This window comes from Paenibacillus periandrae, assembly GCF_022458865.1.
GTDB classification, from domain to species: domain Bacteria; phylum Bacillota; class Bacilli; order Paenibacillales; family NBRC-103111; genus Paenibacillus_S; species Paenibacillus_S periandrae.
The window spans coordinates 26,085-43,687 of record NZ_JAJNMU010000046.1; the positions used below are offsets into that span (position 1 = coordinate 26,085).

The following is a 17,603-nucleotide window of genomic DNA, read 5'->3' on the forward strand; positions in this document are numbered from 1 at the left end:
GCATGGTTTTCTTCCTGTTCTGCAGTTTACGTTCAGGCAGGTTTGAATATAAATCTGAAGAGTTTGAAGAGGTAAATGATAATAAAAACATATATCGAATATGAAGAAGTAGGAGCTACCGATTAAATACTGTAACCAGTTTAAAATACTCATATAAGTCTATAAAAGTGTTCTACGGTGCTACACATGTTAAAGCTTACGATAACTATTAGATAATCTCACTTTTTCTATAAAGTATTTGACTAATTATCTTGTGAAAATTGCTGATGGGTTCTGTGGAAAAACTGTGCTTATCATTAAAAAATTTTCATTTTCATCGATTCCAGATTGATGAGCAGCTGCATACATAAAATCGGAGTTTTATCTAAGCTCCACACATAACCAGACGCACAGATTTCGTGTTCAGAGCCACTTGGATGAATTGGAATCATTATGGTATGTTGAGGTGGGTCGGGGCTTCTGATCAAAGACAGATCGTGTAGGGTGAGGAAATTGGATTAGCGACATCTTTCTCATCAAGTTTTGTTCAGTCGTTTGCATATGAAGGTTTTTACACAAGCGGAACGAATTTGGGAAGTAATGTATGGGCAAGAAGATTTGAATGGAAGGTGAAAATTAATGGATACCGAAGCGCTAAAACATTTCATCACAACATATAATGTTCTTCAACGCACTTTAGATGGATTTCAATACTACATGGATAAATGGAAGGTTGATGATCAAAGTGATTTTGAAACTACGTGGGAAAATATAGACCCAAACTCCATAGAAGTCAGGGTTAAAAAAATATCTTTAACGATTAATTACACTTTAGATACTCCTATTGAATACGTTCAAGCATATGCCTGTATTCTGAATGATGGTGAAGAAATCACGGTATATCACTCATTATTTACACTTGATGGCTTGGGTTATGATGATGTATTGAGTTCCACTGCTTTAGAATGAGAGAACAATTTTGTTAGCGGAGGCAATTTATGTACGATTTTATAAGCATTTGTTCTGATGCGATGTACTCCAAGAAGATTAGAACAGAGGTACTGGAAGAATACTTAGTTTCCATGCTAAAATTTACAAAGGAAAGCAACTTGATTTTTTCTATGGAGAGTGGTGGAGAAATTGTGAGAATTACGGGTATTCCCGCTAATTCGCAAGGAAACTATGCGTTTAATTCGCTTGAGGGGGTCGAAGAAGTGAATTTGATTGAAATAGCTGTCCCTTGGAAAATAAATGATGATTCAGAAAAAGTAATATCCGACATTGCTAAAGCAATAACAAAAGAATATGCATGGATAATTGATGAGGGGTGAGCTAATGGATACGATCAGGAAGTTACTAGCCAAAATCGAAAATCTCCCTTATTGTATCATATACCCTGCTACTACTATACCAAGTATTAATGGAGGACATATTTTGCCTCAAGATGTACATGAATTTTATCATCGATGTGGTGGTTTAAGCCTATATTCAAATAGTGATTTTGCTATTTCTGTTGTTCCACCGAAAGAATTAATTTTAGCTAATCCAGTTATTGTTGGTGAAAAATGCGAAGATGATATTTCATCTACGTGGTATACCATTGCAAAAGATGATAATGGAGATTATCTGACCATAGATCTTCAAATCGAAAGATTAGGGAAATGCTATGACAGTTTTTGGGATAGACATGGCGTGATAGGCGATTGCCCAGTTATAGCAAATTCGTTTACTGATTTACTTAAGCAGCTTATAGAGAATGGTGGAAATAGGTGGTATTGGCTAGAAAATGATTTTGTTTCATTAGGCGATGCTTATGATGATGTTGTTTAAGGACTTACATGAAAGCACTTAAATAAGGGAGAACACTAATGAAAAAATCATTATTCACTTCTCTAGACTATGTTGATGAAGGTTTTATAACATACTTGGATAAAATGCAGATTGATTTTCCAGTTTGGCTAGATGCTCGATATTTAGAATATGAAGAACCGCTCCATCTTCTATTAACTTATTACTATTTCCTGAATTATATTGCAGATGAAGGAGTCTTGTTTGGAAACCATCGTGGTACATTGTTACTCGCTTCGAAAACAATAACTGATTTGTTAGGGGTATACAGTTGTTCGAAAAGTGGTTGTATACATCAAGCATCGACTATTACTAGATCACTCTTTGAGACAGTAGTAGCAACAAAGTTCATTTATCTCGATTATGAGCAACGTATTGATTTGTTTTATGATTTCAAATACATTGAGCAACATCAAAGACTTCAGAAGGATCAAACGGCGATAGAAGCATATATGTATGAAGAAATTGAGCGTAAATATCAAGAAATTAAGTTTAACTACAACCCTAAATCAAGTTGGTATAGTAAGTTGTTATTAAAAATTATACAAAGTGATCCTAGATTAAGAGGAAAGCACAGGAAAGCTACTTTAAGAGCTTTATGTGATGCTGTTGATATGAATGAGGACTACGATAGGATTTATAGTTCGTTATCATTAACAGTACATGGTTCCCCAGTGCTAGATCATCTATTTGTGGAAAATGGAAATTTTACTGCAGCTCCAGTTTTCAATAGTCTTGTTTTCACTCAATCGAGTTTGGCTATGAACTATGCTCATAAAATATTTTGTTTAATTTTAGAGCGGATAGATAATGATAAAGCTCTGCAGTTGATTGACTATTCAAGGTGGCTTCTCTATGCGAGTTTAGAAATTACGCAAAAAAACAACAAATAAAAGAGAAGTTTTATGTAAGACCAATCGTATCTGAGAAGGAGAAATATGATATGAGTTATTCGTTTTCAATCATAACTGTTTTAATGCAAGTCATTTCATTGCTAATGGTAGTATTACTAGTTTTTGCGTTGATCAGCGGAATAAGGTACTTTAATTGGAAGAAGAAAAATGATGTTGAAATAGCAAGAAGCTTGATAAAGTAATTGAAATGCTTGGTAAGGATAGGTCATAAAAACGAATAGATAAGTTTAATCATTTATAGGCAAGATCATAAAAAGAGCACAAACAAATCAACATAATAAAAAGTGAATTATTTTATGAGCAGGGAGCAATGCGCCAAACAAAAGGAGGTTAAGTGGAAATTGGAAATTGGTGAAATTAAGGAGCTTTTAACTAAAAGATATCCACACTGGAATTTGTTTTTTGATAAGTATGGTGTGGCTGTCTGGATAAGTATGAATGATGGCAAATCAAATTACTTTGAGATACAAGTCACTCCGAAAGATGGAGTAGGGATATCGACTAGAAGAGAAATAAATGGTTTAGATTTTAGTGGTCATGATGAAGCATTTAATAGTCTTTATGAAGCGTTGGATTACATGGATAACATAGTTGATTGAAGCTGATTCTTGGAAAATTGTATTTCAAACTTTAAGGAGTAGACGTTATGTCCATCACATTTTTAAAGTTAATACCAGTTCATCCAGAGTTCACACCAAATCAAGCAGACTTAATTGCTGTTAGAGACTGGATGAAAGTAGATTACCATGACAACGATGAAACGAGATATGTTTTAACGGATGAAGTACGCTTTATTGATCAAGGTGAGAATTTTGAAAACATACATTGTCCTTGCTGCTCCAGACAGATTGATATCTCTTGGTGGCAACAAAAAATGGATGAGGCATATAAAAGTCTATTTCATAGTCTCCAAATTGTGCTTGATTGTTGCGGAGAGGCAATTTCCTTGAATGATCTAGAATATAAGTGGGCTGCTGGATTCGCACGTTTCTCAATTGAAATCATGAACCCAGAAAACGATCTAATAGACAAGGATATATCCAAGCTAGAACAAATACTGAAATGCTCAATAAGAAAAATTCTTGCATATTACTGAATAGATCTACGGATTTATTTAAAAAGTATCGAGAGGTGAACTTGTGACAATAAGTAAAAAGGGTTCCAGAAAAATAGTTGTAGACGAAGAAGAATATAGGTGGATTATCTCTGCAACTTCAAAAGGACGTATCGTATTAATTACGGAACATGGTCAAGAAAAAGGACAAAGAATTGAAGTGTATATTGAATCAGACATTAATGAGTTTTGGGTCGAGTTTCCTTATGTTGATGATTTGAATTTGAAGATAGTAAAGCCAAAAGAAGTAGCAGTGATTATAACAAAAGCAATTGAACAAGGCTGGAGATCAAAGGAAAAGGGTGCTCCGATTGCATTTGATTGGTTTGAAAATAAGTTGGTGAAAAGGTGAAATGAGACTTGATTATTTGGTATTAGGTAGAGATGATATGCCAGATATACCAAGACGCTTTTTTAAAAATAATTTAGGAGAAGATCACAGTGGATGATAAATTTCAAGAACATACAAAATACTTAAATATTGAATCTGATAATGATAAAATATTAGGAAATGTTAGACTAATATATGACAATAAATTTATAGGAATACAAATCTCGCAAAATGATGAAGATGGAATGACTGCGGAGATCCAATTAAATATTACTAAGTTTCAAAGAGTGGTGAAGGCACTTGAAAAAGCATATGATCTAATTTTAAATGGTGCTTTCCATCATGAGAGAGAGACTGTTGATATTATTTACACCAAAGGATCTACAGAAAAAAGAAAAGGTTTTGTGCTTGTTAGTATTTTTGAAGACTCTATTATTATTGTTGTTTCACTGACTAATGGGGGTGACCCATATCTAATGATAAGGAAGAAACAGATTTCGGAACTGATAACGTTATTTCAGACTGTTAAAGCAAATTAATTAAAGCCACAATACGACTTACGATTTTGGTTCATTTCAAGAGCAAGCAGTTGTTTTTGAATAGGAGGTAAGTTATGCAATATCCAGTTTTTCTTGTGAAAGTAAGTGAATCGTCCGAAGAAGTAATTTATAAATATACTAACTTCGAAAATGTCCCACTTGGTATAGTTGAGATTGATTTTGAAAAAGGATAGTACACATCAATAGCGCAAATGAATAGCGAATCAGATAAGTCACTTTTCAATGAGTTAAGAACAAATTTAGATAGGCACTATCAACCAACGATTATGCTATTCCTAGAAGCTAATGAAGAAAGTCTGGCTAAATATATATGTTTTAATTACAATCAGGAGTTAGTTTGCCGCTTTCTAATTAATAAAGTATCATTATCTATTTCACCTGTTGATGTAAATAACAACTTGAATCAAAAAGAGGACTTCATTGAGAAGTCCAAAGAAAGACTGAATCAGCACCTTTTAACGAAGTTTTATCCTTCAAGCGTTTTTATTACAATGCCAGAAGAGATTGTTTCAGACAATTTGTATATGTTGATGGATTCTAGTCATAAAAGTAAAATGGAATATTTATACTCTAATTCAATAATTCCATTCGGAGAAGTGCTATTATCTAAATTAAATGGAATTGTCACAATACTTTCAACAATCTATGTTTCCGACAGTGAAAAAGTATTTGAAGTTGTTCGTAAAAGACTCATGAGCTGCTATATGGAAAAGCATTATCATAATTCCATCAAGTTAGAGTACATACAACCAATAATTCAGATTAGCAATGACAATATAACATTAGCTGATATTCCAAAACCAAATGCATCTTGGGAAAGAATAAACCGCTTTGCCTTATCATTCAATGGTTATCAAGAGTTTGGTTCGTTTGATGCTGTTGTTAAGATTGATGATATAGTCAATGATAAGTACAAGGAGACAGGCGATTTTTCATTATGTAGTATAACAGAACTGCGAACTAGCTTGTTTTTGATTCAAAGAGGGTGTACGCATAGAGGAGATCAACCTGAAGGTGAGCATCTGTCATTTGTACAAGAATTGATTGAAGAAATTAGAACGAAAGTGAATGGGAATGATAACTGTTCTTAAATAAAACAATGAGAATGATTTTATCAAAGTTCTGAAAGGAGTACTCTATGGTACGAGGAGGTGAACAGTTATCTCAGTTTCATCATCTTTCGATTTTAGTTTTTCTCAATGTTATTCTGCAACTAAAATATTAAGAAGTTTACTAGATTTCGGCTGGACTTTAAATGACAATGGTTTAATATCATATTTGCCAATAGGTGATGATGATAAGTTTGACTGGAAAAGTGAAAAAATTAGTTTTGAGTCACTTATACAAACCATAGAAAAAAAAGGAACGAATTGAGGAAATTATTGGCGTTATTCTAACATGGCAAGATACAGGAATTGGAGGACAATTTTTATTTAGGTGTAATGGAATAATCTCCGTTAATGTAACATTATTGCGAAAGCGAATAAGTTCAAATTCAAATGTAGAAATAACAGATATTAATTGGTATTTGACCAGGTTACTCAATGTATTTAATGAAAAGGGTATGCAGGTAGAGCATTTTTCATATGAAGAACATGTTTAGAGTACAATTGTATGAACAGGATGGTGAAAGACTGTGTTAAATATTAAGAATTTCGGTTTAGTAACAGAGAAAGTTACTGATTTCACATTAAGTGACTTACAATTTATCTGGGACTTAAAGTATTCCATTAAAATAGATACGGTTTCCTTGTTCGATGTTTATAATAAATCAATATTAGACATTAGCTTCATTTTAATCCCAAAACAGAATGTTAAAAATTATAAGGTTGAATTTCGATTTCATAATTTAGGTAGTCTACAACTCAATGCAGGTGGAACTGCTATTCAATTAACTGGATTTGAGATTTTGGATATTATGGATAGTGGCTGGGAATCAAAAAAGTATCTTGTAAGTGATATTGAAAATGAAGATGATTTTAAATTTTATTGCAATGAGATTGAAGTCATATCTATTGAGGAAATCGAACTATGGATTGGATAAAACATCATAAGAGAGGGAAATAAAAGACGGTGGAAATACAGTTGAAAGGTAGCTAATTTCAATTGTAACGAAGGTAGCTGAGTGATAAAAGTCCAAATGAGATATGGAGGCTCATGATGAAAGAAAAACCTTATTCCATGTGGATTGAAGCGGAAAACTGGGTAGATGGTGAATGGGATATATATGATGATAACACAGATGTGATAGCAGACCTGTTGATTAACCAGATTTTGTAACTCTAACCTCAACAGAGACATACGTTTGAATGAAGCGCTGAATACAAACGATCCATTCAACGGGTAACTTACCAAGAACGAAAAAGCGTGAAAACTGAACAAACGAGAGCCTTGCATGCCGAGGCATTCCCGTGGAAACGGCGTCAAATAACCAGGTAAGCAAAACATAGACCATTAAAGCAGAAAATAACTGGCCATATACGGCGTTTTCGGTGGTGCCGAATAGTGTAGCCAGGTTTAAATGCTGCTTGATCCAGCGGAAAAAGACTTCGATCTGCCAGCGAGCTTTGTACATCTGCGCGATCTGCTCCGCAGTCACTTGCATCAAATCGGTCACTACCCGGATTTCACGGCCCTCGAAATCTCGAAAGATCACGACGCGATGGCGCTTTTCCGAACGACATTGAGGGGTTCCGAGCTGGCAGGTGATGTCGCGAATGACCGGAGAATCCGTGGGGCTTTGGCGACGCAATGCTTTTGGTTTTTCCAGATGGATATTGTCGCGTAGGCGAATGACGAAGGATTGTCCTTCTATTTTATAGCGATCCAGACGCTCCAGCTTGCCATATGCCCGGTCCATCACCAGGATAAAAGAGGACGGAGTCAGGCTTTCGCTTACGGGTCCGTCGTGTCGGGAGCCGACGGTTTCCACGACTTGCAGTGGTTGCTGCGTTTCGGCCTGAAGGGCCACATGCAATTTGATACCTGCTCGTTTAAGGAGCCCAGGGTAAACGGGTTTTACCTACCGTCACCGTGGTGGAGTCGATGAGCAGCAGTTCCTTCGGGAAAGCCAGTTTTCGCCGAATTTCCCGGTTGCACTTACGGATAAGTAAATGAAGGAGTTCCTTAAATACGGCAAACGGTACTTCGGACGCTTTACTTGAAAACCGGGAATAATGAACTTCTGGTAAGCCACTGAGGGATGCACGATCGGCACCAGCGCGATAACTCGGCCATTCTTCGTAAGCCGCCGTGCACCAATACTGTAACAACGGGTGTACCGTAAATTTACGGGCTTTATCCTCGTACCCCACCTCTTTGACGACGGATTCGACCTCTTCTTGGCTCAAAATGGATTGAAGAATAGACAGGATCGTGGTAGACTTTTTCATGGAGTCGCCACCTTTCGGGAGTTTGTAGGGGTACAAACATTTTACCGATTTGGCGGCTCTTTTTCTACCATTTTGTGGTTATTCAACAGGTCTGATGTGATAGTTACATTTGATGATGGATCAAGATGGGTAGCATCATTTTTCACATACAAGAACATACAAACACTGACTGAAAAGAACAGAAAGACTGGTGAGTGCTTATATGGTAAGTATTTTTGGGGAAGTGACATGTTCCTTGTAGATGAATGTAGTCGTAACCGTATTGAAGAAGTAATTAGGGATCTAATAAAAGAGGGTGATTTTGAAAATATATTTAATAGATGTGAGGAATCCAATTAATCATGGAGGTTAGTATGTATTTGAAGGAATTTGAATTAGACCTGCCTTATGCTTCGGATAAAGATAAATTTATTGAATATTTTAAACAAAATGAATTACCTTTACGGGGTAAGGATAAAGATTGTCCAATTGAGTGGAAGTGGATCAGGCGTGAGTTTGTGCTCGAAACCAGATGTATTACAGCTATGTTTGAAAGGTTATTTAGTAATTACAAAGTAAGAGGAGGTCGAAAAGTTCTTGTTGAGTGTGTAGATCTAATAAAAAGCGAAACTGTGCTAAACTTTTCAGGAGTATACGTTGTCCAAGTAAAATTTAATTTTTTAGATTTTATAACACTTTCGGATTCTGATAAAAAGAAAGTTTCATTGCAATTGCTTAGAGAAGGTGTAGAAAAAATAGCTTCATTAAATAAATGGATATTTGCTCCGTTTGATTTGGTATTCTCAAAGATTGTAGAAGAAAACTACAATAATGTGTGGGTTTGGAATAAGCCTGTAAAAAATGCTAATAAACAATATGTTGCTGAAGTTATTTGTGAACATGAAGTGAGGGCAATAAGTATCTTTATAGAAGTGAAAAATATTAAAGGCATAAGTTTGGGGAGAAAGCTTGTAGTTACAGAGCAACCACATGAATTTGCTTATGCTAGACAACTTGGAGATATCATATGGCTCACAGAAGAAACTGTTGCACTAATCAGCAAACAACATGATGAGAAGTGGATATTAGATATGAAGCAATTAACTTAAAAGTAGAGGTTCGCCACAATACGACTAACCCTCGCTTGTGGTTTCTATTGCCATGACCGCTGATAGTCTACATTTTCCAATCGTATATGATATTGGAAATCTATGAAAACACGAAAAATAGTAACAACTGATGTAGCGGCAAGAACAAGATCAATAGCAGCATATCGATTCAAGAAGGGAGCAACTTTTAATTAAGGAGCATATTTAAGAAAAGTTTGACTATCCTTTTCATATATTGAAGAAATACCAGATGTCCTATTCAGGATTTAAGACCTGTTTGTAATATGTGAAAATAATCTCTCAAAATCTCATCAAAATTGGGTTCATCAGATAATTCCTCAATATATCTCCAAAAAATTAATTCTTCAGTATGCTTATTTAATACCTCATACTCCATTTGTCGCGATTTCCACACAGTTACTTGTCCCAGACAATTATATGATTCATGTATAATTCCTGTTGAGGGATTAGGAATAAGACTTTCATCTGTATTTGCATGGTTTACATATTCTATTGAAATAAATAATTCCAAAAGTTTATCATTATTGCCTTCTATCCAATTCTTGAATTTCTGTCTAATCATCTCTTATATACTTCCTTTCTTTTAAAAGGAATTTAAATTATATCATAAATGCATGATGCAGGATTTACCAGTAATTTGTTGAATTTTGTAATAATAAGTTAGAATCTCTTCGTAACATATACGTAAATAAGAGAGGAATTATGGAACTTTTCTTGGTCAATCTTGTAGCAACATAAAACGTGTTGTATTAGTGAACTTGAAAATAGAAGAAGATACATGGATTAGGATAAAAAGGTTGTTCTCTAGTGAAGTTCAAGTTGAATGGATAACAGGGCAAGAATGCGTAAAAAAGATGGCTCTTAGATTGTTAGATGAGGAAGAAACTGCTACACCAATGCAATAGATTGTTGAGGCTCAGATTCGAAGGAGGAATTATTAATTGTGCAAGGAATGCTTCTAAGATATTTTCTGGTTGAAGGTAAACCGAATGGGTTGAGAACTGTAGAGATATCAAACATGACGATTTATGGTACGATTTTTCCTAGAACAAAAATCAACCTATTTGAAAATAGAGAGTCCGCTACTAAGCCAGGCGTTTACATATTGCTTGGAACAGATGTAGATAACCTTGACCAACCAGTTATATATTGGTGAAGGTGATCCTGTTCTACCAAGATTAAAGCGACACTCCGTTAATAAGGATTTTTGGACTGAATCTATTGTATTTACTTCGAAGGATGACTATTTAACAAAGACACAAATACAATACCTTGAATCGGTTTTGATTGAACAAGCTAAAGATGCATTTAAAGCAAAAATAGATAATACGAATAGTCCTGCTAAGCCCAATATCTCAGAAGTAGATAAATCAGAAGTTGAACAATTTATTGAAGGGATTGAACTAATTTTGTCCTCACTGGGATATGATTTTTTAGTACCGAGGACTCTTAATAATGATTTAGTTGAAGCAAAAAAATCTTCTCAAGTATTTGAGCTTAAAACAAAAGATGTAATAGCTAGGATGTTGATTATAGATAATAGTTATGTTGTTTTGTCAGGCTCAACAGCAGTTTTAGAGAATCGTACATCGATTCCAGGTTCAATTCAAAAACTACGTAAAGATTTGATTGATTCGGGAATTATGTTGAATGAAGGTAACGGAGTCTATACGTTTAAGCAGGATACCTCATTTAATAGTCCAAGTTACGCTGCGGCAGCTATAATAGGGGCAGCAGCTAACGGAAGGAAAATTTGGAAATATGGTAATAAATCACTGAAACAAATTGATAATGAACAAAACGGTAAAATAGATTATGAAGTTTAGAGTAGAGGGGAAATCTTTAAATGACCTAAGTGGTTATTTTTTAAAAGATTCTTGTATCTACTTTATTATAAGGCATTGTCAAAAAGTATACTTTATGCCATGCCGATTCAACTTCCATTCTTTATAGTATTTTGCCTTTCAAAATGTGGGGTTTCCATATTTGAAACATTTCAAATAAAACTGTCAATCGTCAGTGAAAATGTCACCATGAAGCGTACTTAATTATTCAGTGAAAATGTCACTTTTAATGGGTTGAGGCGATGGGTTTACAGCGAGCCTCTGGCGGCCGAGCATAAGGCGCTGTGGCGACTCCAAAAGGAGCCGCCTTGGCACAAGCCTACTCAGCCGCCTCTCGCTGTAAACCCATCTAATTGGGGTGGTTTTTACCATGACCCTTCTGCATAGCTATTATGTTGGGAGTTCATGGCATCTTGGAACTGAACTTGTTTTCTGTTAGAATGAACTTGGTTATTCGTGAGGCTCTCCTTTGTTTTCCAAGGTGGCCTGCAGCGGGTTTGCGTGGCGACGCAGAGCCCGCTTTTTTGGTTTCTACGGTGGTTGGACGATCAGGCTTTTGGGTGATGCGAAGCGGGATCGGGTGGCCTTGATGAAAAAGTACGACTTCCCCCTGAAGGGTTTCCCGGACTTCCACCAGCGACTTATTCTTAAAGCTTACGGTCTGTTTAGCGTCTAGGGTATAGAGCTTGCCGTTATAAGATAGCGTCTGTCCGTGGCCGATCTGACGATGCTCTCTGAGCGTAAAGACATAGGTTAGATCCGTGCCGTTTTTGAGCTGTCGATACGCAGAATCCTCCTCTTTGGGGAGGACGGCAAACTGGTGGTTATGTTTGGCCATGAGCTCGGGAAGCAGAGCATTGGCTTGTTCGAGTGTACACACATTCCGTAAACGAAGCTGGATGACTAAGCGATCTTGCAGCGTACCCCAAAGCCGTTCAATGCGTCCTTTTGCCTGAGGAGTCATCGCCTTGATGTGAGAGATGTGAAGCTCAGACATGGCTTTTCCAAATTGGGACAGGGGTTGATGCTCACCAGCTAACTCCTGTTCCAACGTGAGCTTTTCGTTGGGTGAACGAAAGATGTTGTGGCGATCGCTGTAAAGTCCCAGCGGAACTCCATAGGTCTCAATAGCTTGCCGCATGACGGTAAAGTAGCCCTCCCGGGTCTCGGTCGGTCGGAAAACAGCGCCCACGACCTGTCCGGTCGCATCATCAATAGCTGCGTGAAGTGTGAGTCTTGGCCCTCTATCTTCTAACCAGGCGTGAGAACTGGCATCGGTCTGCCAAAGTGCACCCGCTTGAGATCGGCGCTCACGAGGCTGATGAATCCGTTGGCGTCGCCGTGCTTTATTTTGCTTAAGTCCAGCGGATAACAAAATTCTTCGCACCGAAGATGGACTCAATACTAACGCCTCCTTCTCTTCCAATAGTTCGGCAAAGTGGCAGTTGTTGCTGTCACGATATCTACCGCGGTATCTACCGCGGTATAGCTGAATGACTTGTTCTTTAACGTGATCCTGCGTTGTGTGAACCGGCTTACGCCCCCGGTTCTTGTGGATGAAACCCTTTGCTCCCTCCTGTTGATAGGTTTTTTTTAATCGAATTACCTGTCGGTTAGATAAGCCCAAACGTTCGGCTGCTTCCCGTATGGTAAACTGGCTAGCAATCACTTTTTCGATGACTAAAACTTTTTTCATCTCGGCATCGGTCAATGTAAAGGTCTCCTGTCTCATAGTGACATTTTCACAGAAGAGTTACATGGTGACAATATCACAGCACAACAACACATTTCAAATAAAACTGGTATGTTTTGAAATAACATGCTAATATACTGGAAACCAATCGAAGGGTGAGAGCCAATATGGGAGAGATACGGAGCTTTGGCTATATACGTGTTTCAACGAAAGAGCAAAATGAAGCAAGACAAATTGAAGCATTGAAAGGTTTGGACATTCAAGAACGCGATCTTTACATAGACAAGCAAAGCGGTAAGGATTTTGACCGACCAAAATACCAAGCATTAAAGTTGGTATTGAGAAAAGGCGATATACTTTTTATTAAAGAGCTGGATCGGTTAGGCAGAAACGCAGAAGAGATAAAAAAGGAATGGAAGGAAACCACTCAGGAAATTGGCGCGAATATTGTTATTTTGGATATGCCAATTTTAGATACCAGGCAATACAAGAATGGTTTAGAAAAAGTCATAACCGCAATAGTATTAGAATTATTGTCGTATATGGCTGAAAGAGAAAAGGAAAAAATCAATAGTAGGCAAATGGAAGGAATTGCAGCGGCTAAAAATAGCGGTGTTAAGTTTGGTAGACCAAAACGTGAAATTAGCAATGAGTTTATTGTTGTTTATGAGGAATGGAAAACTGGAAGCATTACCGCGGTAGAATGCGTAGGGTTGATATGAAACCTAATACGTTTTATAGAAGAACAAATGAATATGAACAGGAGAAGGCATCCATTTAATAATGGATGTTATTTTGCATAGAAAAGCGGTCAGTCTTGGTGGATTGCAAAAAATGTATGTGATGTATTAGATAATAAGAATCCAACAATGTCATTAAAGAAGCTAGACGAAGATGAACTGACTAAGTATAACTTAGGGGGTCAACAGGGAGAAATAAACATAGTAAATGAATCTGGTCTTTATACGCTTCTTCTTGGAAGTCGGGAGAAAGAAACATTGAGAATTTTAATCTCCTTAATTTTAAGGAGATCGAATATACCGATACAATAGGTAGGAAACTACCAATGTATGAAATGACGCGTGATGATTTTATGCAAGGGGTAGTAGCAAGAAAACATTGAAAATTTCAACGACCTTAATTTTAAGGCGGTTGAATATTTCGATAAAAAGGCAGGAAACTGCCAATGTATGAAATAGCACGCGATGGGTTTATGATGTTGGGTATGAGATAAACGGTCAGCCTAAATGAATCTGGTCATTACTAATAGACACACGAAAACATTAAAAATTTCACTGAACGCAATTTTGTTGTGAGTGAATATTTCGATACACAGGCAGAAAACTGCCAATGTATGAAATGATGCGTGATGGTTTCATGCAAGGTGTAGTTGCAAGAAAACATTGAGAATTTCAACGACCTTAATTTTAAGGCGGTTGAATATTTCGATAAAAAAGGCAGGAAACTGCCAATGTATGAAATGACTCGTGATGATTTTATGCAAGGGGTAGTCACAAGAAAACGTTGAGATTTTAACGCGCTCAATTTTGAGCGCGTTGAATATTCCGATACAAAAGGCGAAAAAAGACCCATGTATGAAATAACGCGTGATGGCTTCATGATGTTGGCTATGGGATTTACTGGTCAGCCTAAATGAATCTGGTCATGGTAAGTAGTAGCATTGAAAACGTTGAGGATTTTAATCGGCTCAATTTTGAGCCGATCGAATATTTCGATAACATAGGCAGGAAATATCCAATGTATGAAATGACACGTGATGGGTTTATGATGTTGGATATGGGATTTACTGGTAACCTGGTTTGTTGTGACATACTGATATATGCTAATACAAATTAATCAACGGAACCTTCAAATGAGAGAGCATCTAATAATAGTGGATGCTTTTTTTCTTATAGGGGAAGGGGGGATGGGATATTACTATGTAGCAAAAGTGTATTTTGTAGCAGGGTATAGGCACTGCAAATCGCCGCGCTGTATTTTGAATGAGAACGATAATTATCAACTACAGCTACATGCCAAATGGTATAATAGGTATAAATAGGGAAAAAAGACGTATCCTTTTGGAATACTTCAGAGATGAAATATGGACTCAAATGAAACCTTGGAGCGTTGAAGATCATGAACAGGTCTGTCTTCAAAGTTATTTAGCGATGATCCGCAATATGATTGTATGGAAAAAAGCAGAAAAACTAACAAAATAATAATTTATATAAAACAATTGTGAGGTACATGGAATAGATGAACATCGAAAGCTTATTAACTCAACTAAAAACCATTCCTGATTGTGTTGTTCATTCACCAAGTGGATTTCCTATTTTAGAAGAAGGGCTTCTATTGCCTTCTGATCTGACTGATTTTTATAAGTTTTGTGGAGGAGTAACCCTTTTTACAAAAGGTGATTATTCGATTTCCATTGTTTCTCCTAGTGATTTTGTATTAGCTAATCCAGTTATTGTTGGTGAAAAATGCGAAGATGATATTTCATCTATGTGGTACACCATTGCAAAAGATGATAATGGAGATTATCTGACCATAGACCTTCAAATAGAAAGATTAGGAAAGTGCTATGATAGTTTTTGGGATAGACATGGCGTGATAGGCGATTGCCCAGTTATAGCAAATTCGTTTACTGATTTACTTAAGCAGCTTATAGAGAATGGTGGAAATAGGTGGTATTGGCTAGAAAATGATTTTGTTTCATTAGGCGATGCTTATGATGATGTTGTTTAAGGACTTACATGAAAGCACGATTTTAAATAAGGGAGAACACTAATGAAAAAATCATTATTCACTTCTCTAGACTATGTTGATGAAGGTTTTATAACATACTTGGATAAAATGCAGATTGATTTTCCAGTTTGGCTAGATGCTCGATATTTAGAATATGAAGAACCGCTCCATCTTCTATTAACTTATTACTATTTCCTGAATTATATTGCAGATGAAGGTGTCTTGTTTGGAAACCATCGTGGTACATTGTTACTCGCTTCAAAAACAATAACTGATTTGTTAGGGGTATACAGTTGTTCGAAAAGTGGTTGTATACATCAAGCATCGACTATTATTAGATCACTCTTTGAGACAGTAGTAGCAACAAAGTTCATTTATCTCGATTATGAACAACGCATTGATTTGTTTTATGATTTCAAATACATTGAGCAATATCAAAGACTTCAGAAGGATCAAACGGCGATAGAAGCATATATGTATGAAGAAATTGAGCGTAAATATCAAGAAATTAAGTCTAACTACGACCCTAAATCAAGTTGGTATAGTAAGTTATTATTAAAAATTATACATAGTGATCCTAGATTAAGAGGAAAGCACAGGAAAGCTACTTTAAGAGCTTTATGTGATGCTGTTGACATGAATGAGGACTACGATAGGATTTATAGTTCGTTATCATTAACAGTACATGGTTCCCCAGTGCTAGATCATCTATTTGTGGAAAATGGAAATTTTACTGCAGCTCCAGTTTTCAATAGTCTTGTTTTCACTCAATCGAGTTTGGCTATGAACTATGCTCATAAAATATTTTGTTTAATTTTAGAGCGGATAGATAATGATAAAGCTCTGCAGTTGATTGACTATTCAAGGTGGCTTCTCTATGCGAGTTTAGAAATTACGCAAAAAAACAACAAATAAAAGAGAAGTTCTATGTAAGACCAATCGTACCTGAGAAGGAGAAATATGATATGAGTTATTCGTTTTCAATCATAACTGTTTTAATGCAAGTCATTTCATTGCTAATGGTAGTATTACTAGTTTTTGCGTTGATCAGCGGAATAAGGTACTTTAATTGGAAGAAGAAAAATGATGTTGAAATAGGCAAGAAGCTTGATAAAGTAATTGAAATGCTTGGTAAGGATAGGTCATAAAAATAAAATAGATGAAATAGCCTGTATTCATTCTTTGTTAGATGACGAATATGTAATTGAAGTAAAGATGATGATAACACAAGTTGATAGTTACAGTTTATTTGGTGAAAAATGGGTACGGGAGTACTAGAATCATCTCAATAGAACCGCCCACAAACTCAATTCGTAACGTACTTCCATCGTACTGAGGCGCTCGTTTTTTTACAAAGCTGAAATTTATCCATCTACAGGAATCTAACGGATAACTATAGGCTCAATAAACAACTAAGATGCAACTGCTGGCATAGATCGTCAGCCGTGTTGTGCTAACGGGAGTTTACTGGAAACACTGCATCTTGGTTGCAAAGCAAAGATAAATCTGGGAACATAAAAAAAGATTTGGATTCAGGAGGTGACGTTGATGGGAAATGACAAGGCTAAAGAAGTCTTGACTCAATTTGAACGTTTATCCGAAGAAGACAAAGACTCCGTAGTCAAAGCATTTATACATCATTTCGGACAAATAAGATTTTCATTGGACGAATTAACGAAAATGGACCTAAAAGACTTAGAAATAATTAAATCAACAATAGGTGGTTTGATTCTTACCAGAGAGTGTTTACCAGATATTCTAATGGAATATACAACAAAGGATAACGTATTACCCTCTAAAATTTCTTTCGGTATACATTCTGAACGTGACAAGGATTAACGTTTTATCGCTCCTTCAATATAATTTAGAAAAAGGAGCTTCTCAAAGGATGCTCCTTTTGCTGCAAGAAACTTGTTCGTATTCGAAGTGCCTCAAGTTGTATGAGTCTGTAAAATAGATTGTGTAAACTCCAAAACCTATTAAAATGAAAGAATAGGAAAGGTAGGGGAGCACACATGGGATTATGGACCAAACAACAGCTTCGTCAGTTCATAAAGGAGAATAAGCT

General features: G+C 36.2%; 23 protein-coding genes and 4 pseudogenes. 23 read left to right on the forward strand and 4 right to left on the reverse strand.

Annotated elements, in window-relative coordinates:
* Positions 1-618: 618 nt before the first annotated feature.
* From LRL21_RS42500 to LRL21_RS45975, 11 genes are all read left to right on the forward strand, one after another.
* On the forward strand, positions 619-948 hold the full coding sequence (locus LRL21_RS42500) for a hypothetical protein (protein ID WP_240421803.1): 330 nt from the start codon (positions 619-621) through the stop codon (positions 946-948).
* A 29-nt stretch (positions 949-977) separates the two neighbouring features.
* Positions 978-1,310 carry a hypothetical protein gene (locus LRL21_RS42505; protein WP_240421804.1) on the forward strand — a complete coding sequence of 111 codons (333 nt, stop codon included), beginning with the start codon at positions 978-980 and terminating at the stop codon, positions 1,308-1,310.
* A gap of 4 nt (positions 1,311-1,314) precedes the next feature.
* Positions 1,315-1,809: an SMI1/KNR4 family protein gene (locus LRL21_RS42510; RefSeq protein ID WP_240421805.1), complete on the forward strand. Its 495-nt coding sequence runs from the start codon at positions 1,315-1,317 to the stop codon at positions 1,807-1,809.
* 38 nt (positions 1,810-1,847) lie between these two features.
* Positions 1,848-2,720 (forward strand): DUF5677 domain-containing protein, encoded by an 873-nt coding sequence (locus LRL21_RS42515; RefSeq protein ID WP_240421806.1) that lies wholly within the window; start codon positions 1,848-1,850, stop codon positions 2,718-2,720.
* 362 nt (positions 2,721-3,082) lie between these two features.
* Positions 3,083-3,340, forward strand: coding sequence for a hypothetical protein (locus LRL21_RS42520; RefSeq protein ID WP_240421807.1), 258 nt, complete (start codon positions 3,083-3,085; stop codon positions 3,338-3,340).
* A gap of 47 nt (positions 3,341-3,387) precedes the next feature.
* On the forward strand, positions 3,388-3,837 hold the full coding sequence (locus LRL21_RS42525; protein ID WP_240421808.1) for a hypothetical protein: 450 nt from the start codon (positions 3,388-3,390) through the stop codon (positions 3,835-3,837).
* Between the two features lie 43 nt (positions 3,838-3,880).
* Positions 3,881-4,207, forward strand: a complete 327-nt coding sequence (locus LRL21_RS42530; protein ID WP_240421809.1) for a hypothetical protein — start codon at positions 3,881-3,883, stop codon at positions 4,205-4,207.
* An 89-nt stretch (positions 4,208-4,296) separates the two neighbouring features.
* Positions 4,297-4,725, forward strand: coding sequence for a hypothetical protein (locus LRL21_RS42535; RefSeq protein WP_240421810.1), 429 nt, complete (start codon positions 4,297-4,299; stop codon positions 4,723-4,725).
* Positions 4,726-4,937: 212 nt separating this feature from the next.
* Positions 4,938-5,837 (forward strand): hypothetical protein, encoded by a 900-nt coding sequence (locus LRL21_RS42540; protein ID WP_240421811.1) that lies wholly within the window; start codon positions 4,938-4,940, stop codon positions 5,835-5,837.
* Positions 5,838-6,382: 545 nt separating this feature from the next.
* Positions 6,383-6,790 (forward strand): hypothetical protein, encoded by a 408-nt coding sequence (locus LRL21_RS42545; RefSeq protein ID WP_240421812.1) that lies wholly within the window; start codon positions 6,383-6,385, stop codon positions 6,788-6,790.
* Between the two features lie 113 nt (positions 6,791-6,903).
* Entirely contained in the window at positions 6,904-7,026 is a 123-nt protein-coding gene (locus LRL21_RS45975; RefSeq protein WP_275901177.1) for a hypothetical protein, read from the forward strand.
* On the opposite strand, the gene LRL21_RS42550 is transcribed toward LRL21_RS45975, so the two are convergent.
* Together LRL21_RS42550 and LRL21_RS42555 are read right to left on the reverse strand one after the other, a co-directional pair.
* A complete protein-coding gene (locus LRL21_RS42550) occupies positions 7,010-7,717 on the reverse strand; it encodes an IS4 family transposase (RefSeq protein ID WP_240421825.1) in 708 nt (235 codons plus the stop codon). The genes LRL21_RS45975 and LRL21_RS42550 overlap by 17 nt on opposite strands.
* A 22-nt stretch (positions 7,718-7,739) precedes the next feature.
* Positions 7,740-8,138 (reverse strand): hypothetical protein, encoded by a 399-nt coding sequence (locus tag LRL21_RS42555; RefSeq protein ID WP_240421813.1) that lies wholly within the window; start codon positions 8,136-8,138, stop codon positions 7,740-7,742.
* Between the two features lie 359 nt (positions 8,139-8,497).
* On the opposite strand from LRL21_RS42555, the gene LRL21_RS42560 reads away from it, so the two are divergent.
* Positions 8,498-9,226, forward strand: a complete 729-nt coding sequence (locus tag LRL21_RS42560) for a hypothetical protein (RefSeq protein ID WP_240421814.1) — start codon at positions 8,498-8,500, stop codon at positions 9,224-9,226.
* 259 nt (positions 9,227-9,485) lie between these two features.
* On the opposite strand, the gene LRL21_RS42565 is transcribed toward LRL21_RS42560, so the two are convergent.
* Complete coding sequence (locus LRL21_RS42565; protein WP_240421815.1) at positions 9,486-9,809, reverse strand: immunity protein TriTu family protein; 324 nt, start codon at positions 9,807-9,809, stop codon at positions 9,486-9,488.
* Between the two features lie 568 nt (positions 9,810-10,377).
* On the opposite strand from LRL21_RS42565, the gene LRL21_RS42570 reads away from it, so the two are divergent.
* Positions 10,378-11,073: a GIY-YIG nuclease family protein gene (locus tag LRL21_RS42570; protein ID WP_240421816.1), complete on the forward strand. Its 696-nt coding sequence runs from the start codon at positions 10,378-10,380 to the stop codon at positions 11,071-11,073.
* Positions 11,074-11,456: 383 nt separating this feature from the next.
* Here LRL21_RS42570 and LRL21_RS42575 read toward each other — a convergent pair.
* A pseudogene (locus LRL21_RS42575) lies at positions 11,457-12,802 on the reverse strand (ISNCY family transposase).
* 149 nt (positions 12,803-12,951) lie between these two features.
* Here LRL21_RS42575 and LRL21_RS42580 point away from each other — a divergent pair.
* The 10 genes and pseudogenes from LRL21_RS42580 to LRL21_RS42620 all read left to right on the forward strand — a co-directional run bounded on the left by LRL21_RS42580 (position 12,952) and on the right by LRL21_RS42620 (position 17,374).
* A pseudogene (locus LRL21_RS42580) lies at positions 12,952-13,565 on the forward strand (recombinase family protein).
* 40 nt (positions 13,566-13,605) lie between these two features.
* Positions 13,606-13,836: pseudogene (locus LRL21_RS42585) on the forward strand (BRO-N domain-containing protein); the annotation flags it as partial.
* Between the two features lie 338 nt (positions 13,837-14,174).
* Positions 14,175-14,312: a Rha family transcriptional regulator gene (locus tag LRL21_RS47120; protein WP_420832565.1), complete on the forward strand. Its 138-nt coding sequence runs from the start codon at positions 14,175-14,177 to the stop codon at positions 14,310-14,312.
* A 12-nt stretch (positions 14,313-14,324) separates the two neighbouring features.
* Positions 14,325-14,441, forward strand: a pseudogene (locus LRL21_RS45980) (Rha family transcriptional regulator); the annotation flags it as partial.
* Between the two features lie 8 nt (positions 14,442-14,449).
* Positions 14,450-14,641, forward strand: a complete 192-nt coding sequence (locus LRL21_RS46565; protein WP_240421826.1) for a Rha family transcriptional regulator — start codon at positions 14,450-14,452, stop codon at positions 14,639-14,641.
* Positions 14,642-14,787: 146 nt separating this feature from the next.
* Positions 14,788-15,006, forward strand: coding sequence for a hypothetical protein (locus tag LRL21_RS42600; RefSeq protein ID WP_240421819.1), 219 nt, complete (start codon positions 14,788-14,790; stop codon positions 15,004-15,006).
* A 37-nt stretch (positions 15,007-15,043) separates the two neighbouring features.
* On the forward strand, positions 15,044-15,535 hold the full coding sequence (locus LRL21_RS42605) for an SMI1/KNR4 family protein (protein ID WP_240421820.1): 492 nt from the start codon (positions 15,044-15,046) through the stop codon (positions 15,533-15,535).
* 42 nt (positions 15,536-15,577) lie between these two features.
* On the forward strand, positions 15,578-16,450 hold the full coding sequence (locus LRL21_RS42610) for a DUF5677 domain-containing protein (RefSeq protein WP_240421821.1): 873 nt from the start codon (positions 15,578-15,580) through the stop codon (positions 16,448-16,450).
* Positions 16,451-16,500: 50 nt separating this feature from the next.
* Entirely contained in the window at positions 16,501-16,683 is a 183-nt protein-coding gene (locus tag LRL21_RS42615) for a DUF4083 family protein (protein WP_240421822.1), read from the forward strand.
* A 400-nt stretch (positions 16,684-17,083) separates the two neighbouring features.
* On the forward strand, positions 17,084-17,374 hold the full coding sequence (locus LRL21_RS42620) for a hypothetical protein (RefSeq protein WP_240421823.1): 291 nt from the start codon (positions 17,084-17,086) through the stop codon (positions 17,372-17,374).
* The last annotated feature ends 229 nt before the right edge of the window (positions 17,375-17,603 follow it).

Bases quoted from the DNA above. Each gene is read 5' to 3' on its own strand.
- LRL21_RS46565 (WP_240421826.1), top strand. From the start codon at position 14,450: ATGGTAAGTAGTAGCATTGAAAACGTTGAGGATTTTAATCGGCTCAAT.
- LRL21_RS45975 (WP_275901177.1), top strand. From the start codon at position 6,904: ATGATGAAAGAAAAACCTTATTCCATGTGGATTGAAGCGGAAAACTGG.
- LRL21_RS42505 (WP_240421804.1), top strand. From the start codon at position 978: ATGTACGATTTTATAAGCATTTGTTCTGATGCGATGTACTCCAAGAAG.
- LRL21_RS42565 (WP_240421815.1), bottom strand. From the start codon at position 9,809: ATGATTAGACAGAAATTCAAGAATTGGATAGAAGGCAATAATGATAAA.
- LRL21_RS42615 (WP_240421822.1), top strand. From the start codon at position 16,501: ATGAGTTATTCGTTTTCAATCATAACTGTTTTAATGCAAGTCATTTCA.
- LRL21_RS42500 (WP_240421803.1), top strand. From the start codon at position 619: ATGGATACCGAAGCGCTAAAACATTTCATCACAACATATAATGTTCTT.
- LRL21_RS42555 (WP_240421813.1), bottom strand. From the start codon at position 8,138: ATGAAAAAGTCTACCACGATCCTGTCTATTCTTCAATCCATTTTGAGC.
- LRL21_RS42525 (WP_240421808.1), top strand. From the start codon at position 3,388: ATGTCCATCACATTTTTAAAGTTAATACCAGTTCATCCAGAGTTCACA.
- LRL21_RS42600 (WP_240421819.1), top strand. From the start codon at position 14,788: ATGAGAACGATAATTATCAACTACAGCTACATGCCAAATGGTATAATA.
- LRL21_RS42620 (WP_240421823.1), top strand. From the start codon at position 17,084: ATGGGAAATGACAAGGCTAAAGAAGTCTTGACTCAATTTGAACGTTTA.
- LRL21_RS42540 (WP_240421811.1), top strand. From the start codon at position 4,938: ATGAATAGCGAATCAGATAAGTCACTTTTCAATGAGTTAAGAACAAAT.
- LRL21_RS42610 (WP_240421821.1), top strand. From the start codon at position 15,578: ATGAAAAAATCATTATTCACTTCTCTAGACTATGTTGATGAAGGTTTT.
- LRL21_RS42510 (WP_240421805.1), top strand. From the start codon at position 1,315: ATGGATACGATCAGGAAGTTACTAGCCAAAATCGAAAATCTCCCTTAT.
- LRL21_RS42605 (WP_240421820.1), top strand. From the start codon at position 15,044: ATGAACATCGAAAGCTTATTAACTCAACTAAAAACCATTCCTGATTGT.
- LRL21_RS42515 (WP_240421806.1), top strand. From the start codon at position 1,848: ATGAAAAAATCATTATTCACTTCTCTAGACTATGTTGATGAAGGTTTT.